Below are 16944 nucleotides of genomic sequence, written 5' to 3'. Positions count from 1 at the left end.
GTTTTGCGCCGGGCTGCTCAGGCGCGCGGCAGCAGGGCACCCTGTGCCTCCGCTCTCGAAGGACCTGTAGGCGCCCGTCGTATCTGCTGACCCTGCTGGCCGCGTCAATGCCAGCCGGTGCCGCCACCGCGCCGGCCTTTCCGTTCACCCATCACGACTGGACACTGGCCTGTGACAGCACCCGCACCTGCCGCGCAGCCGGCTACAGCAAGATGAAGGGGACACAGCGCCACTGTCCGTGCTGCTGACCCGCGCGGCCGGGCCCGGCCAACGCGTCGAGGCGGAACGGATGCTGGGCCAGTACGGCGAGGAAGTGACGCTACCTCCGGCCTGTGCCGGCTGCTGATCCCCGGCGGTGCATGGGAGATGCCCACCGTCGTCAGCAGGATCCAGCGCTGGGAGCGATGACTGCCTCGCGCCTGCGACTGCGCGAGGCGATCGCTCAGGCCGGCAGGCGGTGCTCGACGATCAGCTGGATCGCCGCGCCACCACGGTAGTCATCGCAGGCCAGGCGATAGGCCAGATGAACATGCTTGCCTGGCGCATTGCCGTGCCAGCCACCGAAGTGGATCGCATTGATCGTGCCTGGTACGCCGGGCAGGCGCAGCTCCAGCTTCAGATGCCGTTCCTTCAGCACGCGCCAGTTGGCCACTTCGAAATGGCCGTCGAACAGTGGCTCGGGAAAACCCTGCCCCCATGGCCCGGCCAAGCGCAGCGCATCAGCATGGCGATGATCGAGTTCGTCCGCGGCCAGTTCGCCGTCGCTGAGCACCTGCTGCTGCAGTGCAGCCGGGTCGAGCATTTCCAGCACGGTGGCAACGAAGGCGGCTTCGAAGGCGGCCAGATGATCCAGACGCATGCTCAACCCGGCAGCCATCGCGTGACCGCCGAAGCGTTCGATCAAGCCGGGATGGCGCGCATCGACCAGCGCCAGCGCATCACGGATATGCAGGCCGGCGATCGAACGCGCTGAACCGCGCAGGGTGTCGGCGCCCGGCTCGGACGGCGCGAACGCGATCACCGGCCGATGCAGGCGATCCTTCATCTTCGACGCAACCAGGCCAACCACGCCGGGGTGCCAGTCAGCATCGAACAGACAGGCCGCCACCGGGCGCTGCCCTGCGGTGTCGAGCACCACCCGCGACAGCGCGTGTTCGGCGTCATCGGTCATCGACTGCTGGACCGCACGCCGCTCGGCGTTGATCTGTTCCAGCGTCTGCGCGATGTCGCGGGCCTGCCGCGGATCTTCGGTGAGCAGCAGGGCGATACCCAATGCCATGTCTTCCAACCGACCGGCCGCGTTCAAGCGCGGGCCGAGCCCGAAGCCGATGTCGGTGGCGGTCAGGCGTGCGGCGTCGCGACCACTGGCTTCGATCAGTGCCTTCAGGCCGACGCAGCCCTGGCCATTGCGCAGCCGGCGCAATCCCGCGCTGACCAGAGCGCGGTTGTTGGCATCGAGCACCACCAGGTCGGCCACTGTGCCCACCGCCACCAGGTCCAGCAGCGTGGTCAGGTCCGGTCCTTTGCCATCGGCAAATACCCCCGCTTCGCGCATCCGCCGGCGCAGCGCCATCAGCACGTAGAAGATCACGCCGACGCCGGCCAGCGCCTTGCTGGGGAAGGCGTCGCCGTCCAGGTTCGGGTCCACGATGACATCGGCCGGTGGCAGCTGCGGGCCGGGCAGATGGTGATCGGTCACCAGCACCTGCCAGCCACGCGCCTTGGCCGCGGTCACGCCGGCATGGCAGGCAATGCCGTGATCGACGGTGACCAGCAGATCCGGCTGCAGCGCAGCCAGCTCGTCCACCAGTGACGGCGACAGACCATAGCCGTGCACCATGCGGTTGGGGACTGCGTGGAACACGTGCTGCGCGCCGAGCATGCGCAGACCGCGCACACCGACCGCGCAGGCGGTTGCGCCGTCGCAGTCGAAATCACCGACTACCAGGATGCGCTTGTCGGCGGCGATGGCTTCGATCAGCAGGCCCACCGCATCATCGATGCCGGTCAGCAGCTCGGGCGCGTGGAGGCTGCCCAGTTTCGGCAGCGCCAGCTCTGGCGTTCCCGCGCCGCGGCTGGCATAGAGTCGCGCCAGCAATGGCAGCGTGCCCTCTGGCCAGCTGCCGGGCACGACCGCATCGCGGCGGCGGATCAGCGGTGTATCAGAGGGCGGCAGCGCAGCATCGGCGGCAAGGGACATCGGCATCGCCGGGTTGCGGAAGACCGGGCAATGATAGCGCGGGGGCGAGCGCCCGACCGCAGCCCATTGGTTTTCACGGCAACATCTTCCATGCTTGGCGGTCTTTGAAATGGATGTCAGCGCATGCATCGCACCCTCCTGCCGGCCTTGCTGGCAACCTCGCTCGCCAGCGCAGCAGCCCAGGCGGCCGCTCCCACACCGCAGCCCGGTGTGCAGTTCCAGCACAACGACTGGTCGTTGGCCTGCGACAACACCCGTACCTGCCGTGCCGCCGGCTACAGTCCCGAACAGCCGGGCAACCTGCTCAGCTTGATGCTCGAACGCGCCGCCGGACCGGGCACCCACGTGGTGGCGCGGCTGCGCAACGGCGAAGGCGACAGCCCGGCGCCGCAGGGCGCGCTGCGCCTGCGCCTGAACGGCAAGGACCTGGGACCTGTGCAGGACACCGGCGCCGAGGAAAAGATCCTGCTGAAACAAGCACAGACCGACGCGCTGGTGGCCGCCCTCCCCCGTCAGGCACGCATCGAGATCGTTGATGGCAAAGGCAAGGCGTGGCCGCTGTCGGACAGTGGTGCGGCCGCGGTACTGTTGAAGATGGACGAAGCACAAGGTCGGCTGGGTACACCGGGTGCACTGGTGCGGCGCGGCGACAAGGCCGAGAGCGGCGTACTGCCCGCCCTGCCGGTGCCGGTGATCGTGCGCGGAAAGCTGCTGGCGACACGAAATGGCGACGCGGCACTGGCGACGGCTCCCGGCCTGCGTAAGGCCCTGATCGCCAGCCTTCCGAAGCCCGACGAATGCACGCGCCTGAGCGAAGGCGGCAACGATGAGATCGAGGTCGAACGGCTGGACGGACAGCACTTGCTGGTGAGCACGACGTGCTTCATGGGGGCCTACAACTTCAGCAGCGGCTACTGGATCGTGCAGGACAAGGCCCCTTACCAGGCGCGTTTCGTGACCTCCGACGCTGAAGATTTCGAGCGCCAGGAGGCAACCCTGTCAGGTCGCTTCCGTGGTCGCGGCATCGGCGACTGCTTCTCTGGCCACGACTGGGTGTGGGATGGCCAACGCTTCGTCAACAGCAGCGACTTCACTACCGGACAATGCCGCGGCGTGGCCGGTGGGCACTGGACGCTGCCGACGCTTGTCAGCACGGTCCGCTGACCCGGAAACCTGCAACATGGCTACGCTTCGATTTCCTCTGCTGGCGCTGGCGTCACTGACGCTGGCGCCTGTCAGCTTCGCCGGCACGCCCGCGCAGGTCACGTTCCTTGAACAGAACGGGCACCTGGCATGCGACAACACCGGCACCTGCCGGATGGTGGCGTTCGGCCCACCGGCCGCGTTGATGCTGGGCGTGCTCATCGAGCGTGCCGCTGGACCAGACACCCCCGTGACGGCGCGATTGTCGCTGGCTGATGGCAGTGACGGCGCGCCCCGCAGCCCGCGGGTGCATCCAGAGGGCCGGCTGCGGCTGCATGTGGATGGCGCGGACCTGGGTGATATCGGCCCGGTGGATGCGCTTGAGGCCGGCCTGGTTCTGGCACCACCACATGCGCAGGCGCTGCTGGATGCACTGGTGCGCGGGCGGCCGGTCAGGATGACCGACACGGCGGGCCAGGCATGGCCATTGGCAGAGAGCGGTAATGCCGCGCTGCTGCTGAAGATGGACGAGGTACAGGGCCGCTTGCACACCCCCGGGGCTTTGGTGGGCAAGGGTTTGCGGCCGGAATCGCAGGTGCCGGTCGCACGGGTGGCACCTCGCCTGGTGCCGCCACCACTGCTGGTTGAAGCCCACGACGAGGATGCCGCGCTGGCCGAACGTGACGATCTGCTGCAAGCGCTGCTGCCGCGCGCCGAGGCCGGCGCGGGTTGCGCTGCGGCCTCTTCCCGCCACGTACGCATCGAAAGGATCGATGCAACGCATGTGCTGGCGATGTTGAACTGCACGACCGGCCGCTACATCCGGCCAGCCGGCAGCTGGGTGATCCGCGACCGACCGCCCTTCACGCCCGTGCCGATCACCGCATCCACGCTGTTTCCGCTCTACCCGCATGCCGTGTTCCTTGAAGAAGGCCTTGCAAGCCCTACCGACCGCTGCGGGACAGACCGGCATTGGGCCTGGGATGGAACCCGCCTGGTGCTGGCGGCAACCTTCGTCGGCTGGCACTGCCTGGGCGCCGGTCAGCGCCACTGGCTACTGCCGACCTACGTTACGGAATCGCGCTAGCATCCGCCGGGCATGGCTCGGCGCCACCACCACCTCAGGCGTCGTGCAGCTGCCGAGGCTTCTTCCAGAACTGCCAGCGCTGGCCGCGATCCAGCTGGAACTGCAGGCCGTCCTCGAAATCCAGCACCAGCCGCTGCAGCTCGCCACGCTTGAGCGCGGCAAGCAGCGGCCGGATCGCGTCGTTGCCCAGCTGCTGCAGCGAGCGCAGCTGGCGCAGGTCGACCAGTGCATCGACCGACTGCTCGCCATCCACCGCGACACCTGCGGCCTGGGCCAGGCCCTGCAGCAGCGCATCGCGGCTGCGAACCTGCGCGTGCGGCGTAGCCACCGATACGGGCATCACGCCACCACCCCAGAACCACAGCGAATTGATCGGCTGCTTGCCCTGCGCGGCGCGCTGCTGGTTCCACGAGTGGGTGTGCAGCAGCACCTGCGCTTCGGTCATCAGTGCGCGCCAGCGACGGCCCGCCTCGCCCGGCGGCAGGTGCGCGAACAGGTCATCACCCAGCACCTCGTCGGGGCTGTCGAACTCCGGCAGTTCTGTACCGATGGGCAGGCGCAGGTACCAGCGTGACGGATCGGGCGCATCCAGCACGAAACCTGCATCCGCAAACAGCGGCTGCAGCACGGGCAGCAACGCCAGCGTATCGGCCAGGCCGGGCCGCAGCGTTTCGCCGTGGCCCATCATCCGCGCGCCATGCATGTCCGGCACCATGCAGGCCGGATCGGCACGCAGCCAGCAGGCGCCGGCGGCATCGCCGACGTCACGCTGGCGGGTCAACGCAGCGACCGGCCAGTGCGACGCGGCCACCGTGAAGTGGCGCAGCAGCTGCGCGCGTTCGCCGGCATCGCCCTGCGAGGTGGTGGCGCGGCCCAGGGCGCGCGCCACATCATCCGGCAGTGCAGCCACCGCAAAGCGGCTGCGTGCCGGCAACAGCAGGGTCGCCGTCGCCACGGATCAGTCCTGGTAGCTGACGCTGACGATCTCGTACTCGCGCTGGCCGGCCGGCGCATCGATCACGATCGAGTCACCTTCCAGCTTGCCGATCATCGCGCGGGCGACCGGCGAGGAAATGGCGATCAGGCCCTGCTTGATGTCCGCTTCCAGGTCGCCAACGATCTGGTACTTCTTCTCTTCGTCGGTTTCCACGTCGGCCAGGGTCACGCTGGCGCCGAACACCACCTTGGAGCCTGCATTGAGCTTGCTCACGTCGATGATCTCGGCGTGCGACAGCTCGCCTTCCAGCTGCTTGATGCGGCCTTCGATGAAGCCCTGTTCCTCGCGCGCGGCGTGGTACTCGGCGTTCTCCTTCAGGTCGCCGTGCTCGCGCGCTTCGGCGATCGCGGCGATCACCTTCGGACGCTTGACCGACTTCAGGTGATCCAGTTCGTCGCGCAGACGCTGCGCGCCCTTCATCGTAATGGGTGCTCTCATGCGTTCAACTCCTTGTGCAGTTCCTGCAGCGACCAGACCGGGCCGGTACCGCGGAATTCCAGTGAATCCACCAGCGCCTTGGCACCGGCAATGGTGGTCGAATAGGTGACACGGTGCTGCAGTGCCTCGCGACGGATCGAGAACGAGTCGTTGATCGCGGCACGGCCTTCGGTCGTGTTGACGATATAGACGATCTCGCCGTTCTTGATCGAATCGACGATGTGCGGGCGACCCTCGACCACCTTGTTGATGATCTCGCAGTCCATGCCGTGCTGCTGCAGCCACGCTGCGGTGCCACGGGTGGCAACCAGGCTGTAGCCACGCGCCAGCAGGGCCTTGGCCACCGGCAGCACGCGCTTCTTGTCCGGGTCGCGCACCGACACGAATGCCTTGCCCACTGGCGGCGCCTTGATGCCACCGGCTTCCTGCGCGCGCGCGAAGGCGGCGTTGAAGCTGCGGCCCACGCCCATCACCTCACCGGTGGAGCGCATCTCCGGCCCGAGGATCGGGTCGACGCCCTGGAACTTGGCGAACGGGAAGATCGCTTCCTTCACCGAGTAGTAGTCCGGCACGATTTCCTTGGTGGCGCCCTGCTCTTCCAGGGTCTTGCCGGCCATGCAGCGGGCCGCGATCTTGGCCAGCGGCATGCCGGTGGCCTTGGACACGAACGGCACGGTGCGCGAGGCACGCGGGTTCACTTCCAGCAGGAAGATGGTGTCGTTGCCTTCCTCATCGGTCTGGATCGCGAACTGGGTGTTCATCAGGCCCACCACGTTCAGGGCCTTGGCCAGCTCGACCACCTGGCGACGCAGCTCGGCCTGGGTTTCAGCCGACAGCGAGTAAGGCGGCAGCGAGCAGGAGGAATCGCCCGAGTGCACGCCAGCCTCTTCGATGTGCTCCATCACGCCACCGATCAGGACGTTGCCCTGGGCGTCGGCGATGATGTCCACGTCGCACTCGACGGCGTTGTCGAGGAAGCGGTCCAGCAGCACCGGCGAATCGTTGGACACCTTCACCGCGTCACGCACATAGCGGGCCAGGTCGGATTCGCCATAGACGATTTCCATCGCGCGGCCACCCAGCACGTAGCTCGGGCGCACCACCAGCGGGTAGCCGATCTCACGCGCCAGCAGCAGGGCTTCCTGGTCGTTGCGGGCAATGCGGTTCGGCGGCTGCTTCAGGCCCAGGTTGTCCACCAGCTGCTGGAAGCGCTCGCGGTCTTCGGCCAGGTCGATCGAGTCCGGGCTGGTGCCGATCACCGGCACGCCGTTGGCTTCCAGCGCGCGTGCCAGCTTCAGCGGGGTCTGGCCGCCGTACTGCACGATCACGCCCTTGGGCTGCTCCAGCTCGACGATTTCCAGCACGTCTTCCAGGGTCAGCGGTTCGAAGTACAGGCGGTCGGAGGTGTCGTAGTCGGTCGACACGGTTTCCGGGTTGCAGTTGACCATGATGGTTTCATAGCCATCCTCGCGCAGCGCCAGTGCCGCGTGCACGCAGCAGTAATCGAACTCGATGCCCTGGCCGATGCGGTTGGGGCCACCGCCGAGGATCATGATCTTGTCGCGGTTGCTCGGCGCGGCTTCACACTCGTCCTCGTAGGTCGAGTACAGGTAGGCAGTGCTGGTGGAGAACTCGGCGGCACAGGAGTCCACGCGCTTGTACACCGGGCGCACCTTGTGCGCGCGACGCAGCGCACGCACCGCGGCTTCGTTGGTGCCGGTCAGCTGGGCCAGGCGGGCGTCGGAGAAGCCGGCGCGCTTGAGCTTGCGCAGGCGCGCCGCATCCAGGGCGTCGATGCCATCGGCCGCGACCTGGGTCTCGGCGGCGATGATTTCTTCGATCTGGTCCAGGAACCACGGATCGATGTAGGACAGCTTGAAGATGTCCTCCACGCTCATGCCGGCGCGGAACGCGTCGGCGACGAAGAACAGGCGCTCCGGACCCGGCGCCTTCAGCTCGCGGCGCAGGGTCTGCAGGTCGTCTTCGCTGGCCAGGTCCAGGCCGGTCGGGTCGAAGCCGACCTTGCCGGTTTCCAGGCCACGCAGGGCCTTCTGCATCGATTCCTGGAAGGTGCGGCCCATCGCCATCACCTCGCCCACCGACTTCATCTGGGTGGTCAGGCGTGCATCGGCGGCCGGGAACTTCTCGAAAGCAAAGCGCGGAATCTTGGTGACGACGTAGTCGATGGACGGCTCGAACGAGGCCGGGGTCAGGCCGCCGGTGATCTCGTTCTTCAGTTCGTCCAGGGTGTAGCCCACGGCCAGCTTGGCGGCGACCTTGGCGATCGGGAAGCCGGTGGCCTTGGACGCCAGCGCCGAGGAACGCGACACGCGCGGGTTCATCTCGATCACCACCACGCGGCCGGTGTCCGGGTTGATGCCGAACTGCACGTTCGAACCACCGGTATCCACGCCGATCTTGCGCAGCACGGCGATGGAGGCATCGCGCAGGCGCTGGTATTCCTTGTCGGTCAGGGTCTGCGCCGGGGCCACGGTGATCGAGTCACCGGTGTGCACACCCATCGGGTCCAGGTTCTCGATCGAGCAGACGATGATGCAGTTGTCCGCGGTATCGCGGACCACTTCCATCTCGAATTCCTTCCAGCCCAGCACCGACTCTTCAACCAGCACTTCGGTGGTCGGCGACAGTTCCAGGCCGCGGTTGACGATCTCGATCAGCTCTTCGCGGTTGTAGGCGATGCCGCCGCCACTGCCGCCCAGGGTGAAGCTGGGGCGGATGATGGTCGGATAGCCGACGCGGGTCTGGATCTCCAGCGCTTCGTCCAGGGTGTGGGCAACGGCAGCGGTCGGGCACTCCAGGCCGATCTCGCTCATCGCCACGCGGAACAGTTCGCGGTCTTCGGCCATGCGGATCGCATCGCGCTTGGCGCCGATCAGCTCGACGTTGTACTTCTCCAGCACGCCGTGGTCGGCCAGGTCCAGCGCGCAGTTCAGCGCGGTCTGGCCACCCATGGTCGGCAGCAGCGCGTCGGGCTTTTCCTTGGCGATGATCTTCTCGACGGTCTGCCAGTTGATCGGCTCGATGTAGACGGCGTCGGCCATCTCCGGGTCGGTCATGATCGTGGCCGGATTGCTGTTGACCAGCACCACGCGATAGCCCTCGTCACGCAGGGCCTTGCAGGCCTGGGCGCCGGAGTAATCGAACTCACAGGCCTGGCCGATGACGATCGGGCCGGCACCGATGATGAGGATGGTCTTGAGGTCAGTGCGCTTGGGCATTTTCTTCTCTAGGTCAGTACAGCGTGACAAGGGGGAGTGATCGCACGCTGTCGATCAGGAAATCTCTTCGGGTTTCAGCGCAATCCCGCACTGGTCCTGCAACGGCTTGGCCAACTGCGCGTCCAGATCCTCTGGAATCGCCGGCCCACTTTCGAACGACGCCACCATGCGACGGTACGTCGGGCTGGCCATGAAGGCGGCAAGCTGTGCGCGGTCGGCACCCGCCAGACCGGCGCCAGCCTTGGCCTCGGTGTTGTCCGGGGTGGAATTGGCGAACGTGGTCGAAAGGGCCCGGCCCGCGGGCGTGGCAAGGAAGCGCGACCATTCGGCGATCACTACATCGCCATCGCTGCCCAGACCCTGGATGATCGAACGGCGGAACTGCGCATCCAGCAGATCGCGCACGGGTGCCTGCACGCATGCCTGCTCGGCATCCGGCAACGCCTTCAACGCCGGCGTGCTGTCGATCACCAGGCTGGCCATGGTGGCGCCAAGCGAGCCCATGCCCAGCGTCTTCACTACCGCAGCCACGTCGACGTCGGACGCCGGCGCAGCCTGTGCAGCACCCGCGCCGCAGCACAGCGACAGCAGCAGAGCGGCGCTGCGCATCAAGCCTTGGCCTCGGCCATCAGGGTCACGAAACGATCGAACAGCGGACCGACGTCATGCGGGCCCGGCGAGGCTTCCGGGTGGCCCTGGAACGAGAACGCCGGCACGTCGGTGCGGGCGATGCCCTGGTTGGTGCCGTCGAACAGCGAACGGTGGGTCACCCGCAGGGTGGCCGGCAGGGTCGCTTCATCCACCGCGAAGCCGTGGTTCTGCGAGGTGATCATCACCCGGCCGCTGTCCAGGTCCTGCACCGGATGGTTCGCGCCGTGGTGGCCATGGCCCATCTTGATCGTCTTCGCGCCCGAGGCCAGGCCCAGCAGCTGATGGCCCAGGCAGATGCCGAAGGTCGGGATCTTCACGTCGATGAAGGTCTTGATCGCGGCGATCGCGTAGTCGCACGGTTCCGGGTCACCCGGGCCGTTGGACAGGAACACGCCGTCCGGCTTCAGCGCCAGCACTTCAGCGGCCGGGGTCTGCGCCGGCACCACGGTGACCTCGCAGCCGCGCTCGGCCAGCATGCGCAGGATGTTGGTCTTCACGCCGAAGTCGTACGCCACGACCTTGTACTTGGCCGGCACGCTGACGAAGGCGTTGGCGTCCAGGTCCAGCTGGCCCTCGGTCCAGACGTAGGTCTTGTCGGTAGTCACGACCTTGGCCAGATCCATGCCCTTCAGGCCCGGGAACTTGCGGGCCGCTTCCAGCGCCTTTTCCACATCGATGCCGTCGCCGGCCATCAGCGCGCCATTCTGGGCGCCCTTCTCGCGCAGGATGCGGGTCAGCTTGCGGGTGTCGATGCCAGCGATGGCGACCACGCCCCGCTGGATCAGCCAGTCCTGCAGCGACACCTGGCTGCGCCAGCTGCTCGGGCGGCGCGGCACGTCGCGCACGATCAGGCCGGCCGACCACACCTTGGACGCTTCATCGTCCTGGTCGGTCATGCCGGTGTTGCCAATGTGCGGATAGGTCAGCGTGACCATCTGCCGGGCGTAGGACGGGTCGGTCAACACTTCCTGGTAGCCGGTCATGGCGGTGTTGAACACCACTTCACCGACGGACAGGCCGGGCGCGCCTACGGATTCGCCCTCGAATACGGTGCCGTCTTCGAGGACGAGGATTGCGGCTTGGGTCACGGAATTCTCACTTTGGCTACCGAGGGGGTGCCGAAGTCACGCCTGCGCTTCACGGAAATCCGGTTGCAAAAAAGCGCGGACGTACGGTCTGGGACCGGTCCGGCTTTCGTGATTCGGCGAGTGCGAATTGTAGCGGTGCCGGGGCGCTCGCGCCAGCGGTTATCGCCATTCATGAACAGGCGATTGCGCATTCATTTCAATCCGGGGCCGTATGCAGGCCCCAAGGGTAGCGCCGGGCCATGCCCGGCGGATCTGCCACCGACGCCGGGCACGGCCCGGCGCTACCGTTTACAGGGGCCGTCCAGCAGATCCCTTACCCGGTAGCTGCCTGCCGCCCGGCCCTGCAGCTGGCGAGCGGCAAACAGCGCCCCGCGGGCAAAGATGTCGCGGTTGGTGGCCCGGTGCACCAGCTCGATGCGCTCGCCCAGGCCGGTGAACTGCACCAGATGCTCGCCGACGATGTCTCCGGCGCGCAGGCTGGCGTACTGCGGCTCGGCCCCGCCCCGCTGCGCCGCGGCCCCCAGGGTCAACGCCGTACCCGAGGGAGCGTCCTTCTTCTGCGTATGGTGCGATTCGACGATGTCGCAGTTCCAGCCGGCCAGCGCCTGCGCTGCACGTTCCACCAGCTCATCGAGCACCGCCACGCCCAGGCTGAAGTTCGACGCCCACACCAGCGGGATCTTCGCCGCCGCTGCTTCCAGTGCCTGGCGCTGCACACTGGAAATACCGGTGGTGCCCGATACCAGTCCCGCACCGCGCTCCACGCACAGTGCCAGCAGCGCATCGAAGCCCTCGGGCAGGCTGAAGTCGATCGCCACATCGAACACCGGCGCCCCCGGCAACTCGCTGGCCGCGAAGAACGGCACGCCGTCGATCACCCGCTGCGCCGGCGCGCGGCCGGTCACCGCAGCGACGATCTGCAGGGAATCAGGATGTTCGGCGGCCAGTCGCAACAGGGCCTGGCCCATGCGCCCGGAGGCGCCGTGAATAAGCAATCGCAGGGGAGTCTGGTTCATGCACGCAGGCTAGCGGCAGCACGCATGGTCCGGCAAGCACTGTCGTTGCTACGCTGCGTGCCCCTTCAAGCGCTGGCCCGCACCTCATGCACCTTTGCAAACCGCCCGCGCCAAGCGCTGACGCCATCATGCCACCTGCGCGGATGCAGGGCTGAAACGGTGCGCATTTCCGAAGTCGCCCGCCGTACCGGCGCCAGCGCCAAGGCCATCCGCCTGTACGAGGCACGCGGCCTGCTGCCGCCAGTGCCGCGCCTGAACCGCTATCGCGACTACAGCGAGCAGGACGTGGCCTGGGTGCAGCTGATCCGGCAGGCACTGGGGCTGGGCATCGGATTGGCCGCCATCACCCGCCTGCAGCGCGGCGACGGCCAGCTGGACTGGCCAGCCGTGCTCGCCCTGTTGGAACGCCAGCGCACTGCGATTGCCGCCGAGCGCGAGCGGCTTGCCCGCGTCGAGGTCGAACTGCAGCAGGTGGGTGACGAGCTGCGGCAATGGCTGCAGCAGGGCGATGGTCCCTGCGTGCTGGCTCCCGCTGGCTGCCCTGGCGGGGTTTGACTCTGCCCTTGGGGCATAGCGCAACGTCGGATGCTTTCCAGCCCCCGAGACTGCCGTGCCCCGCTCCATCCTGATCCTGCTTGGCCATCCCGACCGCGACAGCCTGTGCGGCGCCCTCGCCCAGCGCTACGCGACCGCCGCCCGCAACGCCGGCCACCACGTGCGCATGATCGCCTTGGGCGACCTTCAGTTCGACCCGGTGCTGCGCCACGGTTATCGCCAGATCCAGCCGTTGGAAACCGACCTGCAGGATGCAGCAGACGCGATCCAGGCCTGCGACCATCTGGTGCTGGTCTACCCGACGTGGTGGGGCGCGATGCCGGCACTGCTGAAGGGCTTCTTCGATCGCGTGCTGCTGCCGGGCTTCGCCTTCCGCTACCGTCGCGATTCGGTGTGGTGGGACCGGCTGCTGGCGGGGCGCAGCGCGCGGGTCATCACCACGCTGGATACGCCGCCCTGGTACTACCGCTGGATCTACCGCGATCCGGGCATCACCCAGATCCGCGCCACCATCCTTGAGTTCTGCGGCATCCGCCCGGTGCGGGTCAGCCGGCTGGGCCCGGTGCGCAGCAGCACGCCCGCACAGCGGGAGCGCTGGTTGGCGCGGGTGGCGGAGCTGGGCAGGCAGGCGCGGTAGATCCACGCCGCGCGTGGAGGAATTCTCAGCCGACGTCCCAGGTGTCGCATCTGCCCATTGTTGGCAAGAGACCGCCACGCGAAGCTGTGCGCAGCTTTCCCGATCCAGAAGATCCCAGTGAACATCAGATCCGCGACCATTTTCGGCAGATGCGCAAAGCAGGCAGGCTTCGCCGGCACTACAGCAACCCGCTACCGGCAATTGGGTGACGTCTTACTCGTCCTGAATCACCAAGGGTCCCGCTTGGGCCGAGGCTTCTACGTGAATCTCGGCTTGTATTTCCCAGACCTCCTAGCGCAACCGCCTTCTCCCGATGAAGTGGAAAATGCATTCAAGCACCGCGCGATCACTCCGCACCCCCACGTAAGCTGGCGGATAGAGAATACGCCCGACCTCCGTCGACCGTTCACGCAGGAAGATCTCGACGCTTTGCTCAAGGCGGAGGATGCAATTGGGATAGAAGACCTACTGAACGAAGCCTTGGCCGACACGCTGGACTTCGTTACCTCCCAAGTGACCCGTGAATCGGTGAGGCGCCTTTATCAGCAGCGCAGATTTTCCGCCATCATCCTCAAGGACGTCTAGCGGACCGGAGTTCGCTCTCACCCAGCCGGGCTCAGTGCTGCTTCGGCGGCGTCGGTCCGCAGCTGTCGCAGCCGCCGCACGCCCCGCCACCGCCAGTGGCCGGCGGCGCGATCTTCCGGCCCAGCGCCTGCAGCCAGGCCGCACGGCCCGGCCTCAGCAGCGCCAGTGCCAGCGCGCCGCGCAGCTTGCGCACGGTGCCGGGCGCTTGCTTCTTCAACACCACCCACGCACTGACCAGCACGGCCAGCGCGATGATCAGGTACTGCACCAGCAGGCCGGCGTCCATCAGCCGCCTCCCAGCGCCACGGTCACCTGGTAGGTGATCAGCGCGGCCACGTACGCCGCGGCGAACAGGTAGAACGCCGCAAAGCCCATCTGCTTCCACGAGTTGGTCTCGCGCTTGATGGTGGCCAGCGTCGAAATGCACATCGGCGCGTAGATGAACCACACCAGCAGGGCCAGGCCGGTAGCCAGCGACCAGCCATCAGCCACCACCGGCGACAGTGCGGAGATCGCCGCATCGTCATCGGCGGCCGACAGCGCGTACACCGTCGCCAGCGAGGACACCGCAACTTCGCGCGCAGCGAGGCCCGGGATCAGCGCGATGCAGATCTGCCAGTTGAAGCCCAGCGGCGCGAAGATCGCGGTCATCGCGTGGCCGATCTGGCCGGCGTAGCTGTAGTCGATGGCCGGCATCGTCGCGTCGGCGGGCGCGCCCGGGAACGACAGCAGGAACCACAGCAGGATGGTCAGCGCCAGGATGATGCCGCCGACACGCTTGAGGAAGATCATGCCGCGCTCGTACAGGCCGACGGCGAGGTCGCGCGGATGCGGAATGCGGTATGACGGCAGCTCCAGCATCAGCGGGTGCTCGCTCTTGTCGCGGCGCCACTTCTTCATCACCCACGACATCACCAGCGCGCTGAGGATGCCGGCCACGTACAGGCCGAACAGCACCAGGCCCTGCTGGTTGAAGATGCCGATCCTGCCGGCCGGTATGAACGCACCGATCAGCAGCGCATACACCGGCAGCCTTGCCGAGCAGGTCATCAACGGTGCCACCAGGATCGTGGCCAGGCGGTCACGCGGGTCCTGGATGCTGCGGGTGGCCATGATGCCCGGCACCGCGCAGGCAAAGCTGGACAGCAGCGGGATGAACGACCGCCCCGACAGGCCGGCCGCCGCCATCATGCGGTCCAGCAGGAACGCGGCGCGTGGCAGGTAACCGGACTCTTCCAGCGCCAGGATGAAGGCGAACAGGATCAGGATCTGCGGCAGGAACACCACCACGCCGCCCAGGCCGGCGATGATGCCGTCGGTCAGCAGGCTGGTCAGCGGACCTGCCGGCAGCACGCTGGCGGCCAGCTCACCCAGCCAGGCAAAGCCGGCCTCGATGCCATCCATCAGCGGCGTGGCCCAGGCGAACACCGCCTGGAAGATCAGGAACATCACCACCACCAGCGTGATCAGGCCGAACACCGGATGCAGCAGCCAGCGGTCCAGCGTGTCGTCGATCTTCGCCGTCCGTGCCGGCATGCGTACGGCTGCGGCCAGGATCGCGCGCACCTGCGCGTGGTAGTCCGCGCCACTCTCAACGCCGGCCAGCGGCGCATCCAGGTGCGGCACCATCGTATCCAGGCGTTCCACCAGTGCACGCGCGCCCTGCTTGCGTACCGCCACGGTTTCCACCACCGGCACACCGATCTCGCGCTCCAGCGCGGCCACATCGATCTGGATGCCGCGGCGCTGCGCGGCGTCGACCATGTTCAGGGCGACGATCATCGGCTTGCCCAGCTCGCGCAGTTCCAGGGCGAAGCGCAGGTGCAGGCGCAGGTTGGTGGCGTCGATCACGCACAGAAGGACGTCCGGCGCGGCCTCACCCGGGTAGAACCCCCGGCACAGGTCGCGGGTGATCGCCTCGTCCAGGCTGGCCGGCTGCAGGCTGTAGGCGCCCGGCAGGTCGAGCACGGCGAACTCGCGGCCGGACGGCGCACGCAGGCGGCCTTCCTTGCGCTCAACGGTGACGCCGGTGTAATTGGCGACCTTCTGCCGGCTGCCGGTCAGCTGGTTGAACAGCGCGGTCTTGCCGCTGTTGGGGTTGCCGACCAGCGCGATGCGCAGCGGGGCGGCGGTTGCGGTGGCGCTCATGCACGTCCCTCCTGGCTGGCCGGGTCGATGACCACGCGCCGGGCCTCACTGATACGCAGCGCGAAACGGGTGAACCCGACCTGCACCAGCAGCGGCTCGCCACCAACCGGGCCTCGCGCCACCAGGCGCACTTCCTCGCCCTTGACGAAGCCCAGCTCGCGCAGGCGCCGGGCGATGGCATCGTTGGCATGCAGGTCCTGCACGGAATCGACCACGGCCGAGGCGTGCAGGGGCAGTTCGGACAGCGTCATCTAGCGTGTTCTCTGCTGGATGTAAATGGTTCTCGATTCTAACATTCCCGCGTCGCGTCATGGCCCATGACCAATGGCCCGCTATGATCCATACAGGTATGGAGCAACCCCCGGAATCCCATGAACGATGCTTTGCAGATCGAGCGCAACGGCGCTGTCCTGACCCTCTGGCTGAACCGGCCGGAGCTGCACAACGCCTTTGACGCCGGCCTGATCGCCCGGCTGACCGCAGCCCTGGAAGCGGCCGGCCACGATGACACCGTGCGCACGGTGGTGGTGGCCGGCCACGGTGCCTCCTTCTCCGCCGGTGCCGACATGCAGTGGATGCGCGGCATGGCCTCTGCCAGCGAGGCGGACAACCGTGACGACGCCCTGGCCCTGGCCCGCCTGATGCGCACCCTGGACGAGCTGCCCAAGCCCACCCTCGCCCGCGTCCACGGCGCTGCCTTCGGTGGTGGCGTCGGCCTGGTGGCCTGCTGCGATATCGCCATCGCTACCACCGCCGCCCGTTTCGGCCTCACCGAAAGCCGCCTGGGCCTGCTGCCGGCAGTGATCTCGCCCTATGTGATCGAGGCCATCGGCAGTCGCCAGTCCCGCCGCTGGTTCGCCACCGGCGAGCACTTCGACGCCGACACCGCCCTGCGCATCGGCCTGATCCACCAGCTGGTGGAGCCAGAACGCCTGGACGAGGCGGTGCAGCGACAGCTGGCCCTGCTCGACAAGGCCGGACCGATCGCCTCGGCTTCGGCCAAACTGCTGGTCCGGCAGGTTCGCGACGCTCATGATCGCGACAGCCTGGACCGTGACAATGCCGCCCTGATCGCCCGCCTGCGGGTATCGGCCGAAGGCCAGGAGGGCCTGGGTGCCTTCCTCGACAAACGCGCGCCGCACTGGGTCACGGAGGCCTGA

General features: G+C 67.4%; 16 protein-coding genes and 1 pseudogene. 7 read left to right on the top strand and 10 right to left on the bottom strand.

The window, feature by feature from the left end; translation table 11 throughout:
• Positions 1-107: 107 nt before the first annotated feature.
• A pseudogene (locus D0Y85_RS20865) lies at positions 108-331 on the top strand (DUF1176 domain-containing protein); the annotation flags it as partial.
• Between the two features lie 111 nt (positions 332-442).
• Here the strand turns inward: D0Y85_RS20865 and recJ are convergent.
• Positions 443-2200: a single-stranded-DNA-specific exonuclease RecJ gene (gene recJ / locus D0Y85_RS09690; RefSeq protein WP_117311898.1), complete on the bottom strand. Its 1758-nt coding sequence runs from the start codon at positions 2198-2200 to the stop codon at positions 443-445.
• A 123-nt stretch (positions 2201-2323) separates the two neighbouring features.
• Between recJ and D0Y85_RS09685 the strand changes: the two genes are divergently transcribed.
• The gene (locus D0Y85_RS09685) at positions 2324-3364 is read left to right on the top strand and encodes a DUF1176 domain-containing protein (RefSeq protein ID WP_117310308.1); all 1041 of its coding nucleotides are present in this window, start codon (positions 2324-2326) and stop codon (positions 3362-3364) included.
• A 16-nt stretch (positions 3365-3380) separates the two neighbouring features.
• Positions 3381-4430: a DUF1176 domain-containing protein gene (locus D0Y85_RS09680; RefSeq protein ID WP_162887640.1), complete on the top strand. Its 1050-nt coding sequence runs from the start codon at positions 3381-3383 to the stop codon at positions 4428-4430.
• Between the two features lie 34 nt (positions 4431-4464).
• Here D0Y85_RS09680 and D0Y85_RS09675 read toward each other — a convergent pair whose 3' ends face one another.
• From D0Y85_RS09675 to dapB, 6 genes are all read right to left on the bottom strand, one after another.
• A complete protein-coding gene (locus tag D0Y85_RS09675) occupies positions 4465-5385 on the bottom strand; it encodes a phosphoglycerate mutase (protein WP_117310306.1) in 921 nt (306 codons plus the stop codon).
• Between the two features lie 3 nt (positions 5386-5388).
• A complete protein-coding gene (gene greA, locus D0Y85_RS09670) occupies positions 5389-5865 on the bottom strand; it encodes a transcription elongation factor GreA (protein ID WP_049464691.1) in 477 nt (158 codons plus the stop codon).
• Positions 5862-9104, bottom strand: coding sequence for a carbamoyl-phosphate synthase large subunit (gene carB / locus D0Y85_RS09665; RefSeq protein ID WP_059064103.1), 3243 nt, complete (start codon positions 9102-9104; stop codon positions 5862-5864). Before carB ends, greA begins: the two co-directional genes overlap by 4 nt.
• Before the next feature lie 54 nt (positions 9105-9158).
• Positions 9159-9713 carry a hypothetical protein gene (locus tag D0Y85_RS09660; RefSeq protein WP_117310305.1) on the bottom strand — a complete coding sequence of 185 codons (555 nt, stop codon included), beginning with the start codon at positions 9711-9713 and terminating at the stop codon, positions 9159-9161.
• Positions 9713-10843: a glutamine-hydrolyzing carbamoyl-phosphate synthase small subunit gene (carA, locus tag D0Y85_RS09655; protein WP_117310304.1), complete on the bottom strand. Its 1131-nt coding sequence runs from the start codon at positions 10841-10843 to the stop codon at positions 9713-9715. The genes D0Y85_RS09660 and carA overlap by 1 nt, the downstream gene beginning before the upstream one ends.
• Before the next feature lie 281 nt (positions 10844-11124).
• The gene (gene dapB / locus D0Y85_RS09650) at positions 11125-11859 is read right to left on the bottom strand and encodes a 4-hydroxy-tetrahydrodipicolinate reductase (RefSeq protein WP_117310303.1); all 735 of its coding nucleotides are present in this window, start codon (positions 11857-11859) and stop codon (positions 11125-11127) included.
• Positions 11860-12018: 159 nt separating this feature from the next.
• Between dapB and D0Y85_RS09640 the strand changes: the two genes are divergently transcribed.
• From D0Y85_RS09640 to D0Y85_RS09630, 3 genes are all read left to right on the top strand, one after another.
• Positions 12019-12414 (top strand): MerR family transcriptional regulator, encoded by a 396-nt coding sequence (locus tag D0Y85_RS09640; RefSeq protein WP_088100897.1) that lies wholly within the window; start codon positions 12019-12021, stop codon positions 12412-12414.
• A 55-nt stretch (positions 12415-12469) separates the two neighbouring features.
• Positions 12470-13051 carry an NAD(P)H-dependent oxidoreductase gene (locus D0Y85_RS09635; RefSeq protein ID WP_117310302.1) on the top strand — a complete coding sequence of 194 codons (582 nt, stop codon included), beginning with the start codon at positions 12470-12472 and terminating at the stop codon, positions 13049-13051.
• 117 nt (positions 13052-13168) lie between these two features.
• Complete coding sequence (locus tag D0Y85_RS09630; protein ID WP_229291269.1) at positions 13169-13636, top strand: DUF4304 domain-containing protein; 468 nt, start codon at positions 13169-13171, stop codon at positions 13634-13636.
• Between the two features lie 31 nt (positions 13637-13667).
• On the opposite strand, the gene D0Y85_RS09625 is transcribed toward D0Y85_RS09630, so the two are convergent.
• Genes D0Y85_RS09625 through D0Y85_RS09615 form a run of 3 tightly spaced genes read right to left on the bottom strand, consistent with a single transcriptional unit; the run spans position 13668 to position 16035 of the window.
• Positions 13668-13922, bottom strand: coding sequence for a DUF6587 family protein (locus D0Y85_RS09625; protein ID WP_117310301.1), 255 nt, complete (start codon positions 13920-13922; stop codon positions 13668-13670).
• Positions 13922-15784 carry a ferrous iron transport protein B gene (feoB, locus tag D0Y85_RS09620; RefSeq protein ID WP_117310300.1) on the bottom strand — a complete coding sequence of 621 codons (1863 nt, stop codon included), beginning with the start codon at positions 15782-15784 and terminating at the stop codon, positions 13922-13924. The genes D0Y85_RS09625 and feoB overlap by 1 nt, the downstream gene beginning before the upstream one ends.
• Entirely contained in the window at positions 15781-16035 is a 255-nt protein-coding gene (locus D0Y85_RS09615; RefSeq protein ID WP_025874743.1) for a FeoA family protein, read from the bottom strand. The genes feoB and D0Y85_RS09615 overlap by 4 nt, the downstream gene beginning before the upstream one ends.
• A gap of 120 nt (positions 16036-16155) precedes the next feature.
• Between D0Y85_RS09615 and D0Y85_RS09610 the strand changes: the two genes are divergently transcribed.
• Positions 16156-16944: an enoyl-CoA hydratase-related protein gene (locus tag D0Y85_RS09610; RefSeq protein ID WP_117310299.1), complete on the top strand. Its 789-nt coding sequence runs from the start codon at positions 16156-16158 to the stop codon at positions 16942-16944.

The sequence above is a fragment of the Stenotrophomonas sp. G4 genome (assembly GCF_003428825.1).
GTDB lineage: Bacteria > Pseudomonadota > Gammaproteobacteria > Xanthomonadales > Xanthomonadaceae > Stenotrophomonas > Stenotrophomonas indicatrix.
The sequence above is the reverse complement of the archived record's forward strand: the minus strand, read 5'-3'. Positions and strand labels throughout refer to the sequence as shown.

What these genes read in the sequence shown, in the direction of transcription:
- recJ (WP_117311898.1), bottom strand. Translation starts at nt 2,200, where the DNA reads ATGTCCCTTGCCGCCGATGCTGCGCTGCCGCCCTCTGATACACCGCTG.
- D0Y85_RS09685 (WP_117310308.1), top strand. Translation starts at nt 2,324, where the DNA reads ATGCATCGCACCCTCCTGCCGGCCTTGCTGGCAACCTCGCTCGCCAGC.
- D0Y85_RS09680 (WP_162887640.1), top strand. Translation starts at nt 3,381, where the DNA reads ATGGCTACGCTTCGATTTCCTCTGCTGGCGCTGGCGTCACTGACGCTG.
- greA (WP_049464691.1), bottom strand. Translation starts at nt 5,865, where the DNA reads ATGAGAGCACCCATTACGATGAAGGGCGCGCAGCGTCTGCGCGACGAA.
- carB (WP_059064103.1), bottom strand. Translation starts at nt 9,104, where the DNA reads ATGCCCAAGCGCACTGACCTCAAGACCATCCTCATCATCGGTGCCGGC.
- D0Y85_RS09660 (WP_117310305.1), bottom strand. Translation starts at nt 9,713, where the DNA reads ATGCGCAGCGCCGCTCTGCTGCTGTCGCTGTGCTGCGGCGCGGGTGCT.
- dapB (WP_117310303.1), bottom strand. Translation starts at nt 11,859, where the DNA reads ATGAACCAGACTCCCCTGCGATTGCTTATTCACGGCGCCTCCGGGCGC.
- D0Y85_RS09625 (WP_117310301.1), bottom strand. Translation starts at nt 13,922, where the DNA reads ATGGACGCCGGCCTGCTGGTGCAGTACCTGATCATCGCGCTGGCCGTG.
- feoB (WP_117310300.1), bottom strand. Translation starts at nt 15,784, where the DNA reads ATGAGCGCCACCGCAACCGCCGCCCCGCTGCGCATCGCGCTGGTCGGC.
- D0Y85_RS09615 (WP_025874743.1), bottom strand. Translation starts at nt 16,035, where the DNA reads ATGACGCTGTCCGAACTGCCCCTGCACGCCTCGGCCGTGGTCGATTCC.
- D0Y85_RS09610 (WP_117310299.1), top strand. Translation starts at nt 16,156, where the DNA reads ATGAACGATGCTTTGCAGATCGAGCGCAACGGCGCTGTCCTGACCCTC.